Consider the following 24,447-nt stretch of genomic DNA (forward strand, 5'->3'; position numbering starts at 1 on the left):
CCACTTACAGCTCCCCTTCGTCTGCGCACTAAATTTAGTGCTAGTATAAAGGTTATTGCAAGCAAATGAAAGAGCTCTCATTAGTAGGTTAATAGACCTGCTTGATATTGGGAAAGAGCGTCTCATGCACATCATCGCGAACGAAATCGAGTCAAGACGAAGGCATCTGTTCGAGAAAAAAATCGATGCATTTCTGAACAGATGGATTTTGATAATGATGCCTTCTAAAGATAAGGTTCATCTTCCGAACAGGCGTCGGATTTACGAGGCGAATTATTTTCAATTGCGGGCCAGATAAGATTTCGATGGAAGAAGCAGGCAAAATAGCCACACCCATCTTTTGGAGGACCATCGAAAGAAGAATAGCCGTGGACGTCGACTCGAACTTGGATTGCAACGTTTTGGCGATTCTAGCGCCCGATGGTTGAAGATGCTCGATTAAACTTTTGTCCCCGACAAATAAGGAAGATTCTAAATCTTCTAGCTCCTGAAAAGAAATAACGGTTCGATCCGCCCATGGATGATCCGCATACACGACCAACGCTAGTTCTTCCTTGTACAGGTGCAGCATATGAACTTCTTTGTTCGGGTCATACTGGTCGGTAAAACCGATATCGATGCTGCTATCCGCTACCTGTTGCGAACTATTCTCTGCGCTAGCAAATGTTAACGCAATGTCAGGATATTGTTCATGAAATTTCGTAAATTGAGGCGTTAAACAAAAAAAGTCCATCGGCGAAATCCCGATCGAAAGTTTATTCACCCGCGCATGGCGCAACTCGTACGTTTCTTTCTTTGACTCCTCGATGAGCCTCATCACGGAAAGCGCTTTGTCGTATAGGATTTCCCCGTCGGCCGTAACCTTTACCCCTCTGCCGACTCGCTCGAATAGCGAGGTTCCAACCTCAGCCTCTAGAAAGCGGATCTGTTGGCTTAACGTAGGTTGAGAAACCATGAGCACTTCCGCAGCCTTCGTAAAGCTGCCTTCTCTGCAAATTTGAATAAAACATTCTAACTGCCTGAACAAGATAGATTCACCTCGTCTTCTCTTACATAGGCATCCATCTCTTGAATAAATACGCGTGCGGCGGGTCTCATCGCAACCGAATGAAGATAGACAAGCGAGATGTCCCAACAAGGCGCGTGTCCCGCTAGTTTCACGATCCGCAACGAGTCGTCTCCTAGGTTTTCGAGCAACGAGGTTGGGATAAGCGCTGCTCCAAGCCCATGACGAACCCCGTGAATCAATACGGAAGCGGAGGACGTCTCGATGATCGACTTCAACGTAAACCCGCAAGATAAACCATACATATCAAGCAAGGAATGGTTTTGTTGCCGGAACATAATCGAATTCAGTTGCTTCAACGCTCGAAACGGGATCGAAGATTTACCGGCCCAAGGATGTTCGGCATGAACCAATAGCGCCATCTCTTGTCGATACAAATGAGTCGAAATGACCGAAGCGTCCGAAACCGGATAAGCCGTGACGCCAACGTCCACCTTCTGTTCCGCAACCTGATTCGCGGCATCCTCCGTATCGGTAATTTTCAATGAAATATTCGGGTGCTTTTGGTGAAATCCCATCAAGTAAGGCGCCAGATATTCAAGTTCGGCCGGGCAGCATCCGATCGATACGGTTTCTTGCGCTTTTCGGTTGCGGCCGTCGATCTCATTTCGCGCTTCTTCTAGAAGATTCATGATCGCGTGGCCTTTACTTAATAGAATTTTACCCGCTTCCGTTACTTCAACTCCCCTGCTTACCCGATCGAACAATGGAATATTATACTCATCCTCCAATACCCGAATTTGTTGACTAAGCGTAGGCTGCGTCACGCCTAATTCTTCTTTCGCTTTGGTGAAGCTGCCTGATTTGCAAATTTGAATAAAATATTCAAGTTGTCGCAATTCCACGGTGCATCCCCCCTTATAAACATTATAAGAAGGAACCTGTCGTGGAATATATCCGCTGGATTTCAGGTGAAGGTTGCTGGATTTTAGGGTTGGCGCGGTTGGGAGCCTAAACATCCGTAAATCGGTTCTACCGACGAGGCATCCACGCCGCACTTTAAGCGCCGAACCAAGCCAAAAAAAGGGCACCTCTGCGCTTGTCGCCAGCGGATACCCACAGTCGTACCAATGTATGGCCTTCACATTCAACTTATTTTGCTGCCGCTCTGCTTAGGAAGCCGGATCCAGACGCAAGTCCCTCGATCGGTCGCACTCTCGATCCGTACGGACGCCTGGCTTCCGAATAAATGCTCCAGCCGCTTCTTCGTATTGCCGAGGCCGATGTGTCTTAATCCGGGGCTGCTCGTTTTCTCGCGCTGTTCCCAGATCGTAAGCAGTCGCTCCGGGTCGATGCCGACTCCATCGTCCTCGATCCGGATTAGCAGCGCGCCGTTGGCCTCCGACGCGGCTATCCGAATCGTGCCCGGCTCGTCTTTGGGACATATGCCGTGAAAAATGGCATTCTCGACGAACGGCTGAATGAGTATGCGCGGCACGAGACAAGGGAGCGTCTCCGCATCCAGCGCCCACTCCACTCGGAACATATCGGCGTACCGGTACGATTGAATGTCGATGTAGTCGCGCAACAACGCGACTTCGTCGCTCAACGGGACGAGCGTATGATCGCCGCCCAACTTCACGGCGTCCTGAAGCACGCGAATGAAAGCGGAGACCATGCGGACGATGTCCGCGTTGCCTTGCTTTTGGGCCATGTAGATGACCGCATTCAGCGTGTTATACACAAAATGCGGATTCATCTGCGACAGCAGCAGCTCCATTTCGAGTTCGCGCTTGTCTTTCTCGTGCCGAATCGATTCTTCGATATGCGCGCGCAACTGGCTTGTCATTCGATTGAACCCGTTGCCCAGCTTCTCCAATTCGTCCCCGGTATTAATCTGCACGGACGTCTGCAGGTTGCCGCTCGATACGGCGTTCATGGCAAGATACAGTCTCATGATCGGCCTGGTGATGCGGAATATAGCCGGCATCATGAGCGCCAGGATGAGCGAGGTGCTCACCAAGGTGAAGAACCCCAGCAGGTACAAGACGATCTTGGCCCTGTCGAACAGCGACGATTGCGAGATGAACGTGGCCAGCCGCCAGTCGGTCGTCTCGAACCGGTCGACGAGCAGATAACCGTTGTTCACGCGGAATTCGCCCTCCTTCTCGGCGGCGTTCTCCAGCCCATGCGCGAGATCGACCGCCGTCGGTTCGCCTCGGCTGGGCTTGGCGTACAGTTCGCCCCCGGATTCGCTGAGCCAAGCGAGGTTGCCGAATGGGCTGTAATCGAGCACCGACTGAAAGTGGCTGTAGTCCAGGTTCACGATGAAACGCCCGATCGTCCGACCCGGCTTCTCGATATCGCGCACCGTCACCACATAGCTGATGATGGTCGTCTCGGATAAGGGCGTTTGGTCCGCAAACATCCGGTGGGGCTGCGTGAAGCCGAACTCGGCGCCGGAGCGGATGAAATTCGAATACCACGGCTCCTTCAAGCGTTCGCCGAAATAGTCGTCGTTGCCGGCCGCGTTCCAGAACGCGCGCCCGTCCGGGAGCACGAGCGCGTAGCTGGTTACTTCCTTGCGCAGCCCCTTGTAGCCGTCCACGAACGTGAACGTGTCCTGCAGCGCCTTGAACTGATCGAACGTGTCGAGTCGATCATAGGTCTTGTAGAACGCTTGCAGGCGCTCGGCAATGATAAGCGTAAACGTGAACTTCGAGATGTCATCGGACATGTAATCGAGCTGGCGGACGGTCTGGCTCAGCTTCGCTTTGTCCTCCTGCATCATCTGGCCGATCAGGATATGGTTATAGTAGTAATATGTAAAGGCTGCCGACAGGAAGAAGCTGACGGCGGCGACGATCACGATACGCCGGAGAATGACGGTGCGCAGTCTGGTCATCGAGCCCGCTCCGCCGCGCGGAACTGATGGGGGAGCACGCCGGTCAGCCGCTTGAACACCTGGCTGAAATGCTGGGGCGAGCGGTAGCCGACGCGCGCGGATACATCCGCCATCTTGGCGTCTTCGCGCATGAGGATCAGCTTGGCCTGGTTGACGCGGTATTCGGTCAAATAGTCGAGAAACGTCCGGCCCAGCTCGCGCTTGAACAGTTCGTGCATATACCTCACGCTGATACCCGCCGCCTCCGCGACTTCTTCGATCCCGACGTCGTTCTGGTAATGCGCATGGAGGTAGCGCAGCGCTTGCAGCAGCTTGGGCGACAACCTGTTGAAGGCCGCCGTTCCCCGCTCGCGCAGCTCGCCGAACGCCCGAATGAGCCGATCGCGAATATCGCCCGCGTCGTACGGGGAGTCGGCCGTCCGCGGATCGAGCGGATCGGCTTCCGGCAGCCCCGCCGCCGCCAACCGCTCGCGATACAACGCGGTCAGCGCGCCGACCGCTTCGTACAGGCCGGTTAGATCCCATACCGGTTGAGCAAGGCCGTCGAACCATTTCGCGACAGCGGTTACAAAACCGCCGTGATCATCTCGCTTCAAGCAGAATGCCGACTCGTCCAGCCACCGGTTGCGCGCGTTCCCGCCAGCGGCCGACGTCCCGTCCGGCAAAGGCAGATCGTTCGCGCAGACCAGCGCGCCCCGGCCGGCGAACACGGCGTGCCGCGCGGCGTATTCCAGTTTGCGCATCGCTTCGGGCAGATTCGCCGCATCGTCGGATTCGAACGCGTAGTAGAACGAGACGGTATGGTTCGGCCGCCCTTGCAGCGTGCGCTGCAGCGACGAGGCGAACGAGCGGAACGTATCTCGCCGTAACGCGTCGCCCCGGACGCGCTGTTCGAACAAGGCAACCAACCGGCCGGCCCCGTGCGAGAATTGTCCGATTCGCTTCCAGTCGGCCGGCTCCTCCATCTGCTCGAACGCTTCCATCCACCCGTTCGTCCTTTCGGGATCGCGCAGCGCCGAGCCGGTCGGAATGGGCTCGAACGGCGCATCGGCCTGCGCGAGCAGCACGCACAGCGGCGGCCTCCCGACCGGTTCGCGATGCGCCCCGCGGAGGAACGCTTCCTTCAGCTGTTCGGAGCGGGCGAACTTCCGCTGCCGCTCGTCGAGCTGCCAAGCCAATTTCGCTTTGGCAAGCTCCCGTACGAGCTTGTCGCGGTCCACCTCGTGCTTGACGAGGTAGCTCGAGACGCAGCCGAGCGCGATCGCCTGCCGGGCGTAATTGAAATCCTCGTAAGCGCTCATCACGATGAATTTGACGCCCCAGTCTCGCTCGGCCACCGCGTGGATCAGTTCGAGACCGTCCATGACCGGCATTCGGATGTCGACGATCATAATCTGGGGCCGATGCTCTTCGCAAAGCCGCAGCGCGCTGCGTCCGTTCGTCGCCGCCGCCGCGATCTCATAGCCGATCTCTTCCCACGGAATCAGTGTTCGCATATGATCCAGCGCAATACGCTCGTCATCTACCAAAACGACTTTCATCTGTTTCCCCTCCCCCTCCCGTCATTTTATTGCTCCCTCCCCCTTCCCCCTCCGCTGAGGGGAACCAAAGGGCTTCGCCCTCTGGACTCCCTTCTTCGTACAGTCACGATTGTTCGCGGTCGGCGGGTTGGCTTGAGCGGTGCACGCTTTTGTCCTGTCGGACAATGCTTCAGTGGGTTTTGAATGCAATCCTAAGTCATCAGCCTGTCAACTATAGGCCCCTCCCGTGTCACGTAGATTAATTATACCGTACGCGCTTGCGGCCGTTGAAGCAAAGTGCAGGATATCGACCAAAAGTGCAGGTTTGCTATGTTTACGCTTTCATTAAGATTCCAGTATGCTGTAAGCGTAACCAGAAACCGATGGGGAGGATTGGGGATGCGGAATTCGAAATGGGGCAAAAGGTTCGGACTTGGCGTAACCGTCATCATGCTGGCTGGCATGTTAGCTGCATGCGCGGGCAACACCGGCGGCAACGACGCCAACAACGGAGGAAACGGCGGCGACGCGAAGGCGAACGCGCCCAAGACTGAAGGAGCGAACAACGGCGGGACGGAAGCCGGCGGGACTACCGAGCTGTCCGGGGAGTTTGTGCTCTGGACTTGGGAGCCGGAGCATCCTACGGCGCTTGCGGCGTTCAACGAGAAGTATCCGGGCATCAAAATCAAGCGGGTGCAGGTTGAAGCGGCGGACGTGCCGCAGAAGCTGCAGACTACCATCGCCTCGGGCGGCGAGCTGCCGGACGCGATTCGAATCGAGCGCGGCCAGAAGGCCAAAATTTTCAATATGGATATTCTCGAAGATCTGGAAGCCGAGCCTTATAAGGCGGACCGCAGCCTGCTGTTCGATTATGACGCTCCGGTATTCGCCATGAACGACCGCTTGGTCGCGATTCCGGACGACATGAGCGTTGCCGGTCTTGCCTACATCAAACCGCTCGCGAAGGAATACTTGGGGACGGACAACCCCGAGGAGATGGAAGCGCTTCTGACGGACTGGGACGTATTCATCGAGAAGGGCAAGGAAGTGCTGGATAAGAGCGGCGGCAAGGTCATGATGTTCCCGAGCCTCGGCGGCGTATACGATATTCTGAAGGGCCAACGGGACGCGTCGTACTTCGACGGCAACAAGCTGAACGTCCCGCAGCTGCAGCAGGTGGTGACAAGGCTTGTCCAGTTCCGCGACGCGGGCATCGTCGACAAGCTCGACCAATGGACGCCGGCCTGGAACGCCTCGTTCGGCGGCAGCAAATACCTGTTTACGCCGAGCCCGGTCTGGATGCCGCAGTATGTCATCGGACCGAACGACAAGAAGCCTGACCGGTGGGCGCTCATGGTCGCTCCCGAGGGCGGCTACATCCGCGGCGGCTCGTCGCACGGCATTCCGAAAGGCGCGAAGAACGCCGAACTGGCATGGAAATGGATCGAATTCACCTCGATGACGCAGGCAGGCGCGGAAGCGCAGAAGAAAGACGGCGTCTTCACCCACTTCAAGGAGGCGTACCAGGATTCCGAGTTCTCGAATTGGACGTGGGCGAACTTCGGCAGCCAAGATATCGGGGAGAAGTTCTTCGTCGACATCTCCGCGGTCACGACCGACGTGGCCGAGAACGTGAATGACCAGGTACTGGACGAAGCGATGAACATCGTGCTGCAGACGCTCGCGAAGGACAAAAATTTCGGCGCTGGAGAGGCCATGGACCGGATCCAAAAAGAGCTGAAAGCGAAAGCGCCGGATATCGCGTTCGAATAACGCCTTGCCGGATGCGCAAGAGACGCCGGGAGCGGCCAGGCGGCCGCTCGTCGCGCCTTGCTTGATTAACGAACGATCGGAGTGGGATGGATGAATGCCGCGAAGCGAAGATGGGTGCCCTACCTGTTTCTGTCGCCGTATATGCTCTTCTATGCAGCCTTCGGTCTGATTCCGATCCTGTTCTCGTTCTACGTGAGTCTGACGAGCTGGGACGGGATCGGCCCCAAAACATTCGTCGGGCTGGACAACTATGCGTTCTTGTTCAATCCCGATTCGTATTTCTTTCAATCCGTCGGCAACACGCTGCTGTTCGTAGCCGTGTCGCTGCCGCTGCAGATGGCGTTCGGCTTGGCGATCGCCGCGCTGCTGTACAGCAAGTTCGTGAAGTGGAAAGCCTTCTTCCAGCTTATCAACTTCCTGCCCTACATCGTCACGCCGGTCGCGGTCGGCCTCATGTTCAACCTGCTGTTCGATTGGCAGGCCGGTTTCGTCAACAAGGTGCTGCTCGAATTCGGCTTCATCGACGAAGGCATCTACTGGCTCGGCGAGCCGCTCTACGCGCGCGTCGTCATCGTGCTGATGCTGTTCTGGAAGGGATTCGGCTACACGATGATCTTTTACCTGGCGGGGCTTGCGAACATCTCCAAGGATTTGCACGAGGCGGCGGCCGTCGACGGAGCGACCGGCATGAAAGCGTTCTGGACGATAACGCTGCCGCTGCTTCGGCCGGTAACGACATTCGTCGCCATCACGGGCATTATCGGCGGCTTCCAGCTGCTCGAAGAACCGATGCTGCTGCTCGGCGGCGCGGGCATGGGCTCGTCGTCCGCGGTCATCGGCGGACCGGAGCGCTGTTGCCTGACGACCGTCTGGAACATGTATGACACGGCCTTCGGCAGCACGACCCGCTACGGTCTCGGATCGGCGATCGCCTACGGGCTGTGCGTCATTATTGCGGCGTTTTCGTTTATCGGCACCAAGTTTTACAAGGAGGAGACGTAAATGAGTACGTCTACGCGCACGGTTATCGCCACGACCGGGATCGCGCTGCTATCCGTCATCGCGCTGCTGCCCTTTTACATTATGGTCGTGATGGGCACGTACCGGAACGAGGACCTCTTCACCCAAATCGTGCTCCTACCGGGCGACTATGTGATGGAGAATCTGAAGACGGTCGCGGCAAGCCGCTTCGATCTGGCCTATTGGAACAGTATCGTCGTCTCGGCGATCAGCACGGTGCTGTCGGTGTTCGTCAGCGCGTTCGCCGGATTCGCCTTCGCGAAGTACGAATTCCGGTTCAAGTCCAACATTTTCGCGGCCGTCCTGCTCACGATGATGATTCCGGGACAGCTCGGCCTTGTCGCCTATGTCATCGAGATGCGCTACCTCAACCTGTCGGGTTCGCTGATGCCGCTTATCCTTCCCTGGGTGGCGAACGCGTTCGGCGTATACTGGATGACGCAGTTCATCCGCGGCGCGGTACCGGCGGAGGTCATCGAGAGCGCGCGCATCGACGGCTGTTCGGATCTCGGGATCTTCTTCCGGATCGTGCTGGCGTTTATTTTCCCCGCGGTGACGACGCTGTCGTTGCTCGTCTTTCTCTGGTCTTGGAATAACTACCTGCTGCCGCTCATCATGATTAACAAGCCGGAGATGTATACGATCCCGCTGGGCATCACGACGTTGGGCTCCGCATACCGAACCGACCTCGCGGCGCAAATTCTTGGCCTGTCGTTGGGCACCCTGCCCGTGCTCGTCCTATTCGCGCTCGGCTCGAAAAGCTTCATTCGGGGCCTCACGGCCGGGTCGGTCAAAGGATAGGCCGGGCTTAGCTGAAGAAGAACGCCGGCAAACCATACCAGGACGGCATGACGATCAGGCTGGCGAGAAATCTCGTCAGCCTTCTTCCGGCACGATAATCGTTATTGCTTATAAAGCGCGCCGGATTCTAATTCCTTCACCCACACCTGCATGAATCCTGGACTTCGATTATCCCAAGCATAGTAGGGAATCAGTCGGAATGTATGTCCTCTTCGATCGTGAGCCGTCAATAGGTATGCGCCTTCAAGGCTGTCGCTCCCCGGCGCAATGGACCATGTCATATCGGCTGGCATCGCATAATCGTCATACTTCAGGATCGGATTATCCGCTTGTTCCAAGCAGTACAGAATGGGCCCCCGCCGAACGGCGAATCGTCCGCGATCGGACTCTACCTCCGCTTTTGCACGAACCAACTGAACGGGTTCCTCCAGGCGAAGCTCCACGGCATCGCCTACTCCCCAATTCCGCTCCAGCACTAGGTAGCCCTTCTCCAACCGATAAGCGTCCGGATGGATACGATCCCCGTTCACGCATACTTGAAATCCGCGGCACCAGCCGGGAATGCGAAGCAGCAGCGGAAATATCCGTTCTCGCTGCGGACGGAGCTTCAAGCGGATGTTCCCCTCCCAGGGGTAGTCCGCGGCGGACTCGATCTGAACGGCGAACCCGTCGGACAGCTGAAGGTCGGCTTTGCCCGCGACGTATTGATTGCATACGATCCCCTTATCCGTAACCGCAAACTGATAACCGCCGATCGATGGCAGGAAGCGGGCTAGATTCGTGGGGCAGCATGACGTGTGGAACCATTCCACCCGATGATGGTTCCCTTCCGAAGCGAGCGGATTGACATAGAAGAACCGATCGCCGGACAACGATATGCCAGCCAAAACGCCATTATACAACTCTTGCTCGACAATGTCGGCATACTTGGCATCGCCAAAGAGCAGGTTCATCCTGTGATTCCACAATGCCATGCCGATCGACGCGCAAGTCTCGCAGTAAGCGGTATCATTGGGCAGGTCGTAGTCCGCCGTGAATCCTTCATTATGCCGCGAGGGTCCGATCCCTCCCGTCACGTACATATTGCGTTCCACGGTATGCGCCCACACGCGGAGCAAAGCATCGAGATACCCCTCTTCGCCGGTTGCGCGCGCAACATCGGCCATACCCGCATAAAGGTACATGGCGCGTACGGCATGTCCGGTCACCTTCTCGATGTCTTTCACCGGAACATCGTCTTGGCAATAAGCCGGACCCCAATCTTCTTTATCCCATATGGCGCCGGAACCATGTCCATGCCCCCGCTCCTCCAATAGCCATTGCGCAAATGATACGTATTTCGCTTCACCGGTGATGTGATAAAGCTTGACCAACGCCAGCTCGATTCCCTGATGTCCTTCTACCCAGTGGCGCTTGCTCGGCCCAAACATCGAGAGGTAATGATCGGCAAGCTTGCAGGCGACGCCGAGCATCTCCCGTTTGCCGGTTGCTTCATAATAAGCGACGGCCGCTTCGATGAGATGTCCGCCGTTATACATTTCATGCTTTTCCATATCCGTCCACTTAAAATCCGGCGATGCTAAAGTGTAATAGGTCGACAGATAACCGTCCGTCTCTTGCGCGGCGGCAATAAGTCCGATGATGCGGTCGATCTCCTTTTCCAGGATAGGATCCCGCTCGTGCATCAACGTATAGGCGGCGCCTTCGAGTACTTTATACACGTCTGAATCGTCATAGTACATGCCTTGATGTTGTCCGGTCTCTAATCCGCCGGCTCGGGCAAAATTCGAGATTCGACCGGTCTTCTCGCATTGTGTCAAGCAAGCTGGAATCGTCACGTTCTTCAAGGTCGCAATCCGCGGCAGCCAGAAATCGTCCGTAACGTTTACCTTGTTAAAGGGAACAGGCGTCCAGTTCAATACGCGATGGTTTAGATTGTTCTCCATGGTCGCTAGCCTCCGCCAATCCTAATATTTTCAACTAATGGCTTACAACTCAACCTTTCAACCCTGTCAATGAAATGCCCTCGAGGAAGTATCGCTGACCAATTAGAAACACGACGACGCAAGGGAGCACCACGGCAGCCGATGCCGCCATAAGCAAATCCCACTGCGATGTATAGGACCCTTGGAACATCTGCAAGCCGAGCGCCAGCGTGAATTTCTCGGTCGATTTCAAGTAGATCAGCGGTCCGAAGAAGTCGTTCCATGCCCCTAAGAACGTAAATAAGGAAATGACGATGATGGCGGATCGGCTCAGCGGCAGAACGACATGATAATAGATTTTCAAGTACCCCGCGCCGTCAACCAATGCAGCCTCATCAAGGTCGCGGGGGATGGTCATGTAAAATTGGCGAAGCAAAAAGATGTTGAAAATACCTCCGCCGAAAAAGGCCGGTACGATCAAGGGAACAAAGGTGTCGTAGAACCCCAACGTTTTCCAACCCAGGAATGTAGGAATAAGGGTCACGGCGCCCGGCAGCATCATCGCGGTCAGCAGAATGCCGAATACGCCATTCCGACCCTTCCACTGAATGCGCGAAAATCCAAAGGCTGCAATCGTGCTGCTCGTTACGGTTCCGATCAGGACGAGCACGACGATGATCATCGTGTTCAGAAAGAACGTATTGAACGGCAAAATCGTGAGCGCTTCCGAGAAATTATCCCATTCGATCGGAGACGGAATCCAAACCGGAGGCATGACGAAAATTTGAGATAGACCCATGAGCGAGCTTCGGACCATCCAAACGAGGGGCAGCAGAAATAAAGCGGACATGATCGCAAGCAGCGCATAGACGACCGACTTCTTCATGGTCGATGTTCTCATGATCGCCCCTCGCCTTCATAATACACCCAGGATTTGGCGGTTCGGAATACGAGCAAGGTGAAGAGCAGGATTATGACGAATAAAATCCACGCCAGCGCAGAAGCATAGCCCATCTCCGTATCGCGGAAAGCGGTGCGCCACAAATAGAAGATGTAGATTAGGCTTGCATTGTTCGGCCCGCCTTGCGTCAGAATATAGGCTTCATTAAACACTTGGAATGCCCCGATGATCGTCATGACCGTATTGAAGAACAAAGTCGGGCTGACCATCGGCAGCGTGATATGGACGAGCTTATGCCAACTGCCGCCGCCGTCGACTTCGATCGCCTCGTAATACTGCTGCGGAATGCCGCTTAACCCCGCAAGAAAGATTACGACGGTTCCGCCGATCCCCCACATCGTGGTCAGCACGATCGAAGGAATGACCGATTGCTCGGCGAATAACCACGAACTGGTCGGTAGATGCAGCCATTGGAGGATCGTATTGACTAACCCCAGGTCCGGATTGAGCAGCCACATCCAGATGATCGACGTGGCCACGGCCGGGACGATGCTGGGCAAATACACGATCGTGCGGAATAGCGCCCTTCCTCTTATGTTCTGATTCAACAATAGCGCGATGGCAAAGGATACGATGATGGTGACCGGTACTTTGAGGACGACGAAATAAAAGGTGACCCCTAACGACTTATTGAACAGCTCGTCTTGGCCCGACAGCAGCTTGACATAGTGATCGAATCCGATAAAGTGAGTCGCGGACTGAAACACATTATAATCCGTTAAGCTGTAGTATAGGCTCGCCAGCATCGGGCCGGCGGTAAATAGAATAAAGCCCAGCGTAGCCGGAAGCGTAAACAAGATACCATACAGCAGCGCTTTGCGTTCCTTGGACCGCAATCCGGCACGTACGGGGGCTTGCGGGATCGACTTCAGATTTGCAGTCATTTGGCCCTCCCTTTCGATGTGGCAGGACGAAAAACGGGCCGCGAATCGCTGCCCGCTTTCGTACAGGTCAGATCTATGTAGCCATTTTATTGAATATCGCGTCGCCCTTGTACTTGAGCTTGGGCTTTGGCCGCGATGCCGTTCATGGCCGCTTCGGCCGTCTGTTGGCCGAGCCATACCTTGTCGAGCGCGGGATTGACGATATCCATAATCTTATTAAAGTTCTTCACGTAGCCTGTCGGGGTCTGATGACCATGAGACAGCGCCATATTGATGACGGCGTCCCTGTACCCTGGCTTGCGTCCTTTGGAATCGGCCGTCCATTTGGCGATGAGCGCCTCGTCCTCATACCAGTTCTTCAGCGCGGGCATCCAAAGTCCTTTGTGATGGAGCTCCAACGTACCTTCCGGATCCAGCAGCGCCTTGACAAGCTCCCATGATTCTTTCGGATGCTTCGTCGATTTGAAAATGGAAAACATGCCGTTCACAACGGTCGTCACCGGCTCCTTCAGGACGGGAAGCGGCGCAACGTCGTAGTTCACATCGGTACTGCTCAGGTCGAAATTCGCCCATTGGCCGTCAATGACCATCGCGACCTTTCGGGTCTGAAGGGCCACGTTCGTACCCGGTACGTTTTTGGATTGAACCGGAGACGGAGCCACGTGATGGATATTGATCAAGTCGGCGACTTTCTGCAGCGCTTCCACCGCTTCGGGTTGGTTAAGGGCGAACGTCTTCCCGTCCGCCGACACGAAGTCGCCGCCGTTGCTGTAAATGAAGTTGGACCAAGATCCCCACCAGCCGTTGGCGCCGCTTACGCCGAACTGTCTGATTTTACTCGGGTCGAAGTCGGGATCGGTTGCGTTTTTGCCGGATTGGTCGATCGTCAACTTCTTGGCCGTTTCTACAAATTGATCCCAGGTCCAAGCCTCTTCCGCTTTGGATGGCGGCGGTTGTAGTCCTGCTTCCTTGAACAGATCGACGTTATAGTAGAGCGAGAACGTCTCGATGTTGGACGCAAGGCCGATGATATGGCCAGGCTCGATGAAATACGACGTATTCGGCAGCAATTGATCGGCATGGAATTCGCTGTCGCTATCGAGCATGGTCTGCAAGTTCACGAGCTTACCCTGTTCGGCAAGCGGAAATGCGATCGTAGCCGATTCCAGCATGGCGACGTCAGGCTCTTGGTTACCGGCCACCATGGTGGTCAGCTTCGTATCGTAGTCCGTCGGGATGGATTCATACTTGACCGTGACGCCTGGATGGGTCTCTTCAAAACGGTCGATCGCCTTCTGATAGGTTTCGATTTCTTTCGGACTGCCCCAGTTGGTCAACCGCAGCGTAACGGGCTCTTTGGAACCGGCGTCTCCGGAAGGTTCGCCCGCTTCCGCAGCGTTATTGTTGCCAGTTGAAGCCGAGTTGGAATTGTCCGTCGAACATGCGGATAGGCCGGATGCTAACACAACAAGACCAATGGATAGAGATGTCAGTCGCTTCCATGAACGATTCACGTCCCGTTCCCCTTTCATTCGCCCTTTGGTTCATAGCTGCAGTCTATGATGGGATCACTATAACAAAGATAAAGCGGTTACAAAACTCAGTATTATTAGATTTGGTGGACTAATCTTGGGTATCGATCGGCAGTTTGATGGTAACGGTCGTCCCTCTTCCAATCGCAGATTGAATGCTGACTTCGCAATGATCTCCGTAGCGATGGCGGATGCGCGCGATCGTATTGGCAATCCCGACGGAAGGCGTATCGCCCGACATAATTCGGTCGATCGTCACTTCGTCAATCCCGCATCCATTATCCGCGATCGTGAAACAACGGTCGTCCCCTTCGATCTTGCCGGTAATCGTAATGACGCCTCCGCTCTCCATGAGATCGAAACCGTGAATGATGGCATTTTCGACGAAAGGCTGGAATAGCAGCCGGGGTACCTTACCGTCATGCAGAACGGGATCCATGTCATAATGAACCGTAAATTTGTCTTCGAAGCGGATCGCCATGAGGTAGAAGTAATTGTTCATCCATTTGATCTCTTCCCTTACATGAACGGCGTCCCAATCCTTGCGCGTGGTATAGTGCAGCATGTTGGACAAGCACAAGAGCATTTTGCTTAACTCTCGTTGATCGTTCTCAAGCGCCGCCCAATTCATCACATTCAGCGTGTTATACAGGAAGTGAGGGTTCATTTGGAAGTTTAGCGCCTGAATCTCGGCTTGCTGCTCTCTCAGCTTGATTGCATAATTCTCATTGACTAACACGCGTATCCGGTCATTCATCGTATTGAACTTTTGGATCAGGATTCCGATCTCGTCGTTTGACTTCGTTGCTACTTTGGCGTGAAAATCGCCCTCGCCGGCGAAACGCATCGCCACCATCAAATGCTTGATTGGACCCGTAATGCGGCTCAATACGAAATAAGCAAGGGTCACCGCGGCTACAGCGAGAATGGCGGCAATCGTAATGGTCGAGGTTAAGATAACGGGTACCAATTTCTCGACGAGTACGCGTTCCGGTATCATGACGACGGATACCCATCCGGTCACATCCGACCTGTCGAAACAAACGAGCATGTTGTGGCCGCCAAGCGTAAGGCGTTGCGTGCCGCTCCCCTTCTCCAGTACATCGTAAATCCACGGGTCTTGGATTTGTTCCGTAATGAGATTTTGCTCGGAATGAGCCACGAATGTGCCATTGGCGCTCACGACGAAGTATTCGGATTCGGCTGGAATACTATCTTCGAAGAGGTGTTGGAATAGATCGGCCTTCATGCTGATCGCCAGAACGGGCCTTTCCACGCCTGGATCCAGACTGGCCATCGTACTGTTATCGAGATAGGAGAAGTTGAGCAGCCTGGTGGCCGTAAATAAATAGCGATAGTCATAATCCGTCGCCTGGTTAAGCCATGGCTGGTTAAACATCGCAGCGAAGTCATACGTAGGGTTCCAGACCAGCCGCCCGCCAGCCATCTTCGCTTCTTTATAGATGGGACTCTCCGTAAGATCCCCTTGCGGCATATTTTGCGGGCCGAACTTAAAATAGGACGTCCAGATTTGATAAGCGAATAGATCCTCGGTCTGTGCAAAGCGTTGGGCGAGGATGGCGCTAACTTTGCGGTCGGCCTCCAGGAGCTGCTCTTGCCGAGACGGGTTCAACCGGTTGAAAATACCGAATAATTCTTTATCCGTAAACAAGTTCGAGCTGATCCGATCAATTTGTCTTAACTTGACGTCCATAATCTCGTTGTTCTTTCTCACGATTTGATAAAAGTTATCTTGCGCTTGGTCCGCCACGATGCCAAGACTCATGCGATAAAACAACGTTCCGAGCAGCAGCAAAGGAAGGAGAATGAGCAGCAGATAACTAACGAGTAGACGGGTACGCAGCATTAGGTTCTCCCGCTTCCCAGTATGCCGTTTCGATAAGCTTCCGGCGATACGCCTACGTGGTTTTTAAATACGCGGGAGAAATATTTGGTGTCCCGGTAGCCGCATCGCTCGGCGACGTCATATATTTTCAGCTGGGCGTCTGCATCGGCTAACAACGCTTTGGCGTGCTTCATCCGCGTGTCGGCGAGAAACTCGGAGAACGTCTTCCCGGTATGGTTCTTGAACATCGTACTGAAGTAAGAGGGATTAAAGTAGAACTGCTCGGCGATCGTCTCCAGCATCAAGTCCTCCATAAAGCGCTCGCGGATGAGTTGAATGCAGGATTCGGCAATATATTCGCTTCGGCCGCGCTTCAAACTCTGAAGCGACTGCGCTAGTTCCAGATACCGCGCCTCCACTAAGGCAAGCACGGCAAAATAAGAATCGCTATGGGGAATATCGCTGGCCGCCGCCTCCGTCATTCGCTCAGCCGTCTCCTTTTTGACGAATAGGGTACAGCGGCTCCGGAGCTTCATCACGAGCAGCGAAGCCTGTTCTTTGATCACGATGGGATCCGTCCAACCTTCTCCCGACAGCCCGTCGAACCATTGCCGAATAAGCGTCAATCCACGCTCGGATTGTTGGTCTCGCGCTGCTTCGAATAGAGCCTCTACATCCGGTTCAGCCGCGTTCATGTCGGATTCGATTCGTTCGTCTGCGAAAACAATCCCATCCCACTTCTCATAGAACGCGTTCGTAACGGCGAGATTGGCCGCACGATATGCATGTCGGCCTTCTGCCTGGAGGCTGCCGCAATGCGTACCGATCCCATGAACGAGCCTTGCCTCTCTGTATGTTGACCGTTTGGCTAATTCCGTGAGCAGCAGTCGTATCGCAACGCGGTCGACATCGGAAGCGTTCACGCATACGATGGAAACGATTGTCGCTTCTTTGCCTTGATACGACTTCTCCACGTAAACATGAGGCTCCCCGATCTTGGACAAGGACGCCTCAAGATCATGGATATACGCTTCCGGCTTCGTCGGTTGTTGGCTTCCCGCTAAGTCTTCGATCCGCGAGACAATAACGAGCCCAGGTTTATGCATAAAAGAAGGTCCATCCCCGATCTGTTCTGCCGGATAATCACGCGGTCCTCGGAGCAGGTGCTGCAGGCCGGCATCTTTCCATCCATGGCTTTGGACGGCTTCCAGCTCCAGCTGTTCTTCGATTCGCTTTAATACTTCATCTACCGCTTCCAGATCGACGGGCTTCAATAAATAATCGAATGCGCCGTTACGCAGCGCAGACTGCGCATACTCGAATAAGTTATAAGCCGTCAGAAAGATAACCTTGGGCCGCACCTTCAACTCGGAGAGCTTGGCCATGAATGCGAGACCGTCCATCATCGGCATGCGAATATCGGAAATCACGACTTGAGGCCGCTCCGCGATGACAAAGTCTAGCGCCTCTTTGCCGTTCTTGGAGATGAATACCTCATAGTCGGGACGGATTGCCCTCATCATGCTCGTCATCCCCCTCAGATGGCGGGCTTCATCGTCAACTAGCAGCACTTTCATACGAATCCCCCTATCGGCGATTTATTGCAAGCGGTAGATTGCGCAAAAACGGCAGCCGATTGGCTGCCGTGGCGTTTAATAAAATAGTTAGACCAGATCGCAGGCTTCGGCCGGCATCCAATGCGCGTCCTTGCCATCCCATTTGACATTGCAACCAATCGGATTGGTCACCTTCACGTTAATCTCTAGACCGGATGTAAGTGCTGAGAGCGCGTTGTCGAGGTCGTTGACGGTCATCTTGCCGGCATCCCGCGGTTGATCGACGCCGCGGCCGGTGTACACCAACTTGCGCTCTTCATTGAAGACGTAATAGTGCGGCGTCCTCAGCGCGCCGTACGCCAGCGCGACCTCTTGCGATTCATCGCGCAGATACACCCATGGGAATTCATGCTCCGCCATGTGAGCGACCATATGATCAAAGGAATCTTCCGGCTTCGTATTCACGCTATTCGCGTTGATGCCGACGAACCGCACTCCTTTGTCGATATAGCGATTCGCGGTTTCGCGCGTTACTTCATTGGATCCGATGACATAAGGACAATGATTGCAAGTGAAAAAGACGACCAGCGTCTTCGCCTCGCGAAAGTCGCTCAGCCCGTAATCCTTCCCGTCCGTAGCCGGAAGGGTGAAATCCGGCGCTGTATCCCCAATCGATAACGTAAAGGTTGCTGTCACTGCAATTCCCCTTTCACCAAATGGTTGTTTTACAGTTGATGTTCCCCTGTGCTTTGGAAAAACTCGATTGTCTCACCGCTCAGTCCCTGAACAAATGCGATACGTACCGGCGTCGGCGGCGTATTCCCCAGCACGGCATCCTTCGGCGCTACCGTCACGACGGCGCCTGCGGCAACGGCCGCTTCGACGGCGGCGTCCACGTTATCGGTGCGGAACGCGACGTGGAAGTAGTACCCCTCCGGTTTTGGTTCATTGGAGCCTCCTGCGAATACCTCCAAATAATTACCGTCGCCGGTATCAAGCAAAACAATGCGCTTGTCGCCTTCGCCCCATGCCTGGCGCAGTTCAAAGCCTAAGCCCTCGGTATAAAAGTTGACCGTCGACTCGAAATCATTCGCTCTCAGCGCGACATGATGAAAGCCGCCGCCGCCGATTTTGTTATTTGTGCCCACGTTGCTGTTCCCTCCTTTGGTTTGTCTACTTCCTGTCTCTACCAGTATACCTCATTGTCAATCTACGGAAAATGAATAGCCTGAAGAAAAAGATTAACTATTGCCTCCCGCTCTCCAAATACAACTATGCGAGGTTTAACAAATGATTGCGAAAGCCGCTAACAAAGCTCCTTTACGGACAGATTGCCTCAAATAGCGAGTTGTCCCGTTGTATTTTATGACATGATAAATTCGATCTCTTATATACATGGAATGGGGTATGAAGATCAACCATGCTCATTGTTCTCCAAGTTTAAGGGGGCATTGATGATTTAACAACGGAAGGATGTTGTCGCATGCCAATAAATCTAGAACAACAAATTTTCACAAAGCCTAGCGGCAATCTTGACGATTGGGCTACCATTCGAGGAAGCAGTTTAGTTGAGGTGCAGTCAGTGGAAAGAAGAGGTATAAACGAAGGCGTTAGGGTTATTGGAGAAGTCGAAGGAAGGATAACGAATATCCTGAACGAATGGGCGGATTTGGATATTTTGGGGAAGATCTCTTTAGAAGGCAGTCTTGCTGTTCAGTTACAAACTCCATTGAATTTTTTCGATCAGATCGGGCTGGCTGCAAGAGTTCAGGCAATAGCGCGAGCTGCAATTGCGATAGGAATTGAATCTAATATAACAGTCGGACAAATCATGAATCGTGTAACCGAAAGACCTGAAATCCAAGGCATACCGGAAAAACTATTTAGGCTCGTATTGGATGAGATTGTTCTAGAAGGTGACATACACGCGCAGGCAGCTATTGCGGTAATGGCATATGCTGATCTAATCGCGACATTTGATATATTCGATAATAAAGGCTTTGAGTTGGTATTTGATACCGGATACGGCTTTTTGGCTGGAGGAGGCTATCGTACTTATCTGAAAGCCAATATAGGGAATCCCCAAAGGATGGTACAGCGGCTCTTTGATCTTTTTATTTTTGAAATTATGAATGAGGTTAAGGCAATGGGTCTCTCGGGCGACAGTCTTCTTCAATTAGAATTTCTGTTTAGGATGGTTTCTCGTCTCTCCTACGATCTAGGGTTAAGATTGCGATTCAGCAGCCAATCTACATTAGGCGATGAGTTAAGAAAGACAATTCTTGAAACCTTTATTGCTGAGGGACAATGGTGGTTTTATCGGAGAATCTCTCAATTTCTAAGTGTTGTTATACGTAATATTCTTAGAAATAACAATCTAGGATCAGCAGATATAGAGGCATTTTTACGTCTAATGGATTCAGTCCCTATGGAATTAAATCAATTGAGGAGCTTCAATCAGACATTTGCCAGCTACGTGGATTTAATTACACCCGAGATTCCTTCTAATTTACAGAACGACTGGTTACAAAACATTTCCGCATTATGGGCTAGTTTATCGTTAACAGAGTCGTTGTCACGAAGTTTCTCAAGCGGAGGTTTATTCATTACGGACCCTAAGGTTGTAACTCCTATTCCCGATCGAATCCGTATCTGGATCAACTCGAGCCTACAAAAACCAATCAACGAAGAGTTAATCCTATCCGATTTGATGAATTATCTTCTAGACGCACCGCTATCCCTACTGCTAGAAAGGGAAAGTCAAGTACTGACTTTCATCACCATATTTAGAGACCTCTTTAATGGCACACCTCGTGACGTTACTCGAGGATTGCTTACTTACATCTCGAACTCAATTCCACCGAGTAGTTCGAATATGCAGTCCATACATTCTAATCTTACCAAGATAGTAGAAAGACAATTCAGTAGTCAAATTCAAGAAAGCATCAAAGAACGTTTTGCTCGACAACAAGAAGTATCCATATTATTGGAAGCGTCATTATTCCCCATGATAGAGATTATCGTTAAACATGCTTTGACTTCTGTAATGAACGAAAATTATCGAGATGAAAATCAGAGAGAAATTTTGATGGAAGGCATATCGTCGGCTTTGCTTCCGCTTGTCGGTCGTCCTTTAATTCTCCTGAGCGAGACCGTTCTAAAGATCGTACACGAGCAAATTCCAAACAAACTGATTGCGACAGCGAACCAATTAAATAAAGATCAGGTTGCTCGATCAATTAATACGTTGATCCTTAAATATGGCGGGGGTCTATTCCCCGACTTTAATATATGGTTTCGTCCCTTACAAAGTGCTTTAAGAGCAGTGGGCCAAGTTCTAAAACAACCTTTCATATCTCAGGGCATTTACGATAGCTTGAAAGGAATATTTACACCAATTGGCGCTGATCAGACAGACAGATACCGAGTAGATCCATATATGATGCGATTACAGAACCCTCAGTTTATTCCTCGGCAAAATGAATTGATTGCCTTGACGACAAGCATTGCGAATATCATGTTTAACCGAATGTCAAATTACAGCAGCATCATGATACGTGAACTCATTAAGGCTTTCGTTGAATATTTACAGGAACTGGTCGCGAGTATCGTACGTGAATTGCAAAGATCGGTTGATCGAATGAGAGAACGTTTAGTTGAGTTCGGGGTTAATCTGCTCGTAGACGCGCTAGTAGGGATATACGTTAAACAAGCGAGCATTGTATTAAAAAGAACAGGTTTATATAGCAGAGCACCCAGAAAAGTAAAGGAATTGCTTGAAGGTCAGTTAGCGGGAGCCGTTCGCGGAGCGCTTCGCGGTGTCCTGTCCCCCATCAGCCGTTCACTTGAATCGTGGAAGTTGAGCGCGAACATCTTTTTGAATTTGTTGCGAGACGATAAATTGTCCGAGTTGTTGCTTTCACAATTAACACTTAATAGCCTGAACAAACATTTGACATCTACATTGAGGGGCAGACTCGGCATACCGCTTGAAATAAGCGTGAGATTTCTTGGTAAGCGATATAGCGTGGATCTTGGCGAGATTTTTTTGCCATATACTCAAATTATACCAGTGGTTATGCAAAACCTTAAAAGATTTAATTTCACCCCTCATTATGGAGGCGATATTGGAGAATCCAATTATGGCGTTTGGCAACGATTACTTACTAATCTTATTAGAGATACCGCTCGATTAATTGAAGCGTATAGTTTTGGAAGCTCGAGAAGCCTCTCTGCGGATATTAGAAATACTATGGTTATCAGCCAAGCCTCTAATTTGGGAAGCTCAAGAATTCTCGCTCCGGATGTCAGGAATATTCTAGTTATCCGCCAACCTTCAAACACTCCGCGTTCTTTAGAAATGATCATTCATAATTCTAATCGGCAACAAGTTAACTATCGTCGTATCCCCATCGATACCGACACGACCATTTTTCTTAATAAGAAAGTAGTTCTCTTTGACACGGTAACGAACAATGAGAACAGTCAAGATAGTCAAGCTTCAGAAGGAAGCATTGTTCAGCGGACTTTTAATGAGGAGGAATTGAAAAAGGGTGTAAATACACTATCTATTCGCAATTCAAGGCGCAACGCTCATCCAGATGTCTCCTTTCAAGTTTGAAACAAGCAACGGCAGCTTCATCACTTGGCGGGAGAAACCGTCCTGTTGATGCGGATTGAACAGGCGGGACGAGAAGCGCGTCTTATCCGAAGCTTGTGAAGTAAACAGGGCATGTCGAGCAGTAAAGAAAGGACATCTCGAAGGCAATGCTTCGAAATGTCCTTTCTTTAGCCGGTTCTCTACGCGTTCAGGTGCAACATGCGCGGATTCAGGACGTCTTCCAGGCTTGCTTGTAGGGTCCTGGCTGACCGCCATCAGATAAGCTTACGGAACAGATCCCTAAAAATCGGGTCCCGTTCCACATGCCGCACATAACGGATCAAATGCCGCGTACCGTCTTGGCTCCAACGCGCGGCATCGGAGAGGATCGGGCTCGCTACCAGTACGCTAGGCGTATGCTCGTCGTCAACAAGATACGCGATGGCCGCTAGGTCCCAGATGACGCGCGAGTACGCGAAGTGGTCCGAATGACAATTCCGGAACGTCTCATGCAAATAGGCGCCGATCACGCCCGCGTCCTTCACATAGGCTTCGATCTCCGCAAGCGTCGTCTTCAGATTCGAGGCGGCTCCATGGCATGGAACCAAGACGAGCGGAACTCCGCTATCCAACATGACGCGCGCCGCATGAATGTCTTGTTCCAAGTTGAATTCGCGGGTATCGGGCCAATGCAGGGCATGGCCGCCGAGCCAAACCACGACAATGTTCTCGATGATGTCGGGATTCATGAGAATCGCGGAGGCCACGTTCGTGATCGCTCCGATCGCCACGACGTACAATGGATCTTCAGGCGAGGAAGACAATGCGCGTTCGATCAAATTACGAGCTCCTTCGCTTTCAACCGGTATTTCGGGTCCGGGCAAATAACGATCGGAGCCAAGGTAGACCGGAACTTCGGTACGATTCATCAGCTTTAAAATTTTATGAAGCTCTTCGTAACTTTTCCTCATGCCGTCATGCGGACCGGTCGACAGGTCGTTATGGAAAGGGGCCGCATAAAAAGCCTCCACTTGCAGACGCTCCGACGATTGCAAGGCATACACGACGGCAAATTGATCATCGATCTCATTAAACGTATCGGTGTCCAGCACCATGCGAAGCTTTCCTTTTTTGGGCTGTAAACGCTGAATACGCCGCTCTTCCGAAATGATGGGATATTTCATAAGACAGCTCCTCGTCCGAAAATTTTATGATGATCTGGTTTCCGTTTCGCGCTCCCTCACCGGATCTGCTACTATTTTAAGGCCTGCCATGCTATATTTTTATCATGTTTCGGCTTCTTTTTTATAGGATTCGGCTAAAGTATGCGGAAGGGAACCGCCACCATGAATGGACGATTGGATTTCCTGTTTCATACGAAACACGCACGCCACGTTACGGTTGCCCCTCATCGGCATCAATGCCATGAATTGGTATATTACCTAAGCGGCAGCGGTACGACTCGAATCGGAGAGGTCACCTATTCGTTCCAACCGAACACATTTGCGCTCATACGCCCCCACACCCTCCATGACGAGAGGCGCGATACGGAGACGGAAGTGATTTTTATCGGGTTTCAACCAGAACCAGACTTGCATCCGTTGCGGGAAGGTTTATATGCGGATTACGAAGATAGCCCGATCACGGGCTATTTGCGAGCGATGGGCCTTGAAATGAAAACGAAACGCTCCTACTATGCCGCCAAACTGAATCTTCTTGTCAGCGAATTGATGATTGAAGTGCTTCGGATGGACGACTTCCCCTCCGCCGAGTCTACCGTGAACAAGATCCTCTATGCCAAAAACTACATGGACGAGAATTATAGCCAGAAGATCGGCGTCGAGACGTTAGCTCAGCTTGTCGGCTACAGCTATGATCGATTCCGGCACCTTTTCAAAGAGAAATACGGACTCTCCCCGATCACCTACTTAATGTCCAAACGCTTTGAGGCCGCCAAACGCCTGCTCATGCAAACAAACCTTCCAATCTCCGCGGTTTCCAATGTTTGCGGGTTTGCCAACGATGCACAGTTCTGCTCGCTTTTTAAACAGGCTACCGGCCTCACGCCCCGACAATTTCGCGTGCGGGGTTAAAGGGCAAAAGGAAGCCGCCCCTATA

General features: G+C 52.6%; 18 protein-coding genes. 5 read left to right on the forward strand and 13 right to left on the reverse strand.

The annotated features are described in order from the left end of the window. Positions 1-151 precede the first annotated feature (151 nt). From BCM02_RS10705 to BCM02_RS10720, 4 genes are all read right to left on the reverse strand, one after another. A complete protein-coding gene (locus BCM02_RS10705) occupies positions 152-1,027 on the reverse strand; it encodes a LysR family transcriptional regulator (protein WP_148929058.1) in 876 nt (291 codons plus the stop codon). Beyond that, positions 1,012-1,911 carry a LysR family transcriptional regulator gene (locus BCM02_RS10710; RefSeq protein ID WP_148929059.1) on the reverse strand — a complete coding sequence of 300 codons (900 nt, stop codon included), beginning with the start codon at positions 1,909-1,911 and terminating at the stop codon, positions 1,012-1,014. Before BCM02_RS10710 ends, BCM02_RS10705 begins: the two co-directional genes overlap by 16 nt. A 242-nt stretch (positions 1,912-2,153) precedes the next feature. Beyond that, on the reverse strand, positions 2,154-3,911 hold the full coding sequence (locus BCM02_RS10715) for a sensor histidine kinase (protein WP_148929060.1): 1,758 nt from the start codon (positions 3,909-3,911) through the stop codon (positions 2,154-2,156). After that, the gene (locus BCM02_RS10720; RefSeq protein WP_148929061.1) at positions 3,908-5,452 is read right to left on the reverse strand and encodes a helix-turn-helix domain-containing protein; all 1,545 of its coding nucleotides are present in this window, start codon (positions 5,450-5,452) and stop codon (positions 3,908-3,910) included. The genes BCM02_RS10715 and BCM02_RS10720 overlap by 4 nt, the downstream gene beginning before the upstream one ends. A 378-nt stretch (positions 5,453-5,830) precedes the next feature. Between BCM02_RS10720 and BCM02_RS10725 the strand changes: the two genes are divergently transcribed. The 3 genes from BCM02_RS10725 (at position 5,831) to BCM02_RS10735 (ending at position 9,025) form a co-directional block, all read left to right on the forward strand. After that, on the forward strand, positions 5,831-7,204 hold the full coding sequence (locus tag BCM02_RS10725) for an ABC transporter substrate-binding protein (protein ID WP_148929062.1): 1,374 nt from the start codon (positions 5,831-5,833) through the stop codon (positions 7,202-7,204). 90 nt (positions 7,205-7,294) lie between these two features. Beyond that, entirely contained in the window at positions 7,295-8,206 is a 912-nt protein-coding gene (locus BCM02_RS10730; RefSeq protein WP_148929063.1) for a carbohydrate ABC transporter permease, read from the forward strand. Next, complete coding sequence (locus tag BCM02_RS10735; protein ID WP_148929064.1) at positions 8,207-9,025, forward strand: carbohydrate ABC transporter permease; 819 nt, start codon at positions 8,207-8,209, stop codon at positions 9,023-9,025. 101 nt (positions 9,026-9,126) lie between these two features. Here BCM02_RS10735 and BCM02_RS10740 read toward each other — a convergent pair whose 3' ends face one another. The 8 genes from BCM02_RS10740 to BCM02_RS10775 all read right to left on the reverse strand — a co-directional run bounded on the left by BCM02_RS10740 (position 9,127) and on the right by BCM02_RS10775 (position 18,877). After that, a complete protein-coding gene (locus tag BCM02_RS10740) occupies positions 9,127-10,971 on the reverse strand; it encodes a glycoside hydrolase family 127 protein (RefSeq protein WP_148929065.1) in 1,845 nt (614 codons plus the stop codon). Positions 10,972-11,020: 49 nt separating this feature from the next. Further along, a complete protein-coding gene (locus BCM02_RS10745; protein WP_148929066.1) occupies positions 11,021-11,851 on the reverse strand; it encodes a carbohydrate ABC transporter permease in 831 nt (276 codons plus the stop codon). Further along, positions 11,848-12,795 (reverse strand): carbohydrate ABC transporter permease, encoded by a 948-nt coding sequence (locus tag BCM02_RS10750; protein ID WP_148929067.1) that lies wholly within the window; start codon positions 12,793-12,795, stop codon positions 11,848-11,850. The genes BCM02_RS10745 and BCM02_RS10750 overlap by 4 nt, the downstream gene beginning before the upstream one ends. An 86-nt stretch (positions 12,796-12,881) precedes the next feature. Further along, positions 12,882-14,309, reverse strand: a complete 1,428-nt coding sequence (locus BCM02_RS10755) for an ABC transporter substrate-binding protein (RefSeq protein WP_246183313.1) — start codon at positions 14,307-14,309, stop codon at positions 12,882-12,884. A gap of 109 nt (positions 14,310-14,418) precedes the next feature. Further along, positions 14,419-16,194, reverse strand: a complete 1,776-nt coding sequence (locus BCM02_RS10760; protein ID WP_148929069.1) for a sensor histidine kinase — start codon at positions 16,192-16,194, stop codon at positions 14,419-14,421. After that, entirely contained in the window at positions 16,194-17,750 is a 1,557-nt protein-coding gene (locus BCM02_RS10765) for a response regulator (protein ID WP_148929070.1), read from the reverse strand. Before BCM02_RS10765 ends, BCM02_RS10760 begins: the two co-directional genes overlap by 1 nt. Positions 17,751-17,837: 87 nt before the next feature. Further along, the gene (locus BCM02_RS10770) at positions 17,838-18,425 is read right to left on the reverse strand and encodes a thioredoxin family protein (protein WP_148929071.1); all 588 of its coding nucleotides are present in this window, start codon (positions 18,423-18,425) and stop codon (positions 17,838-17,840) included. A 29-nt stretch (positions 18,426-18,454) separates the two neighbouring features. Then, positions 18,455-18,877 (reverse strand): VOC family protein, encoded by a 423-nt coding sequence (locus BCM02_RS10775; protein ID WP_148929072.1) that lies wholly within the window; start codon positions 18,875-18,877, stop codon positions 18,455-18,457. Positions 18,878-19,212: 335 nt separating this feature from the next. On the opposite strand from BCM02_RS10775, the gene BCM02_RS10780 reads away from it, so the two are divergent. Beyond that, complete coding sequence (locus BCM02_RS10780; protein WP_148929073.1) at positions 19,213-22,350, forward strand: hypothetical protein; 3,138 nt, start codon at positions 19,213-19,215, stop codon at positions 22,348-22,350. Positions 22,351-22,604: 254 nt separating this feature from the next. Here BCM02_RS10780 and BCM02_RS10785 read toward each other — a convergent pair whose 3' ends face one another. Beyond that, a complete protein-coding gene (locus BCM02_RS10785; RefSeq protein ID WP_148929074.1) occupies positions 22,605-23,513 on the reverse strand; it encodes a nucleoside hydrolase in 909 nt (302 codons plus the stop codon). A 162-nt stretch (positions 23,514-23,675) separates the two neighbouring features. Here BCM02_RS10785 and BCM02_RS10790 point away from each other — a divergent pair, with 162 nt between their 5' ends. Next, positions 23,676-24,422: a helix-turn-helix transcriptional regulator gene (locus BCM02_RS10790; protein ID WP_187434141.1), complete on the forward strand. Its 747-nt coding sequence runs from the start codon at positions 23,676-23,678 to the stop codon at positions 24,420-24,422. Positions 24,423-24,447: the final 25 nt, after the last annotated feature.

This window comes from Paenibacillus methanolicus (assembly GCF_008124765.1).
GTDB classification, from domain to species: domain Bacteria; phylum Bacillota; class Bacilli; order Paenibacillales; family Paenibacillaceae; genus Paenibacillus_Z; species Paenibacillus_Z methanolicus.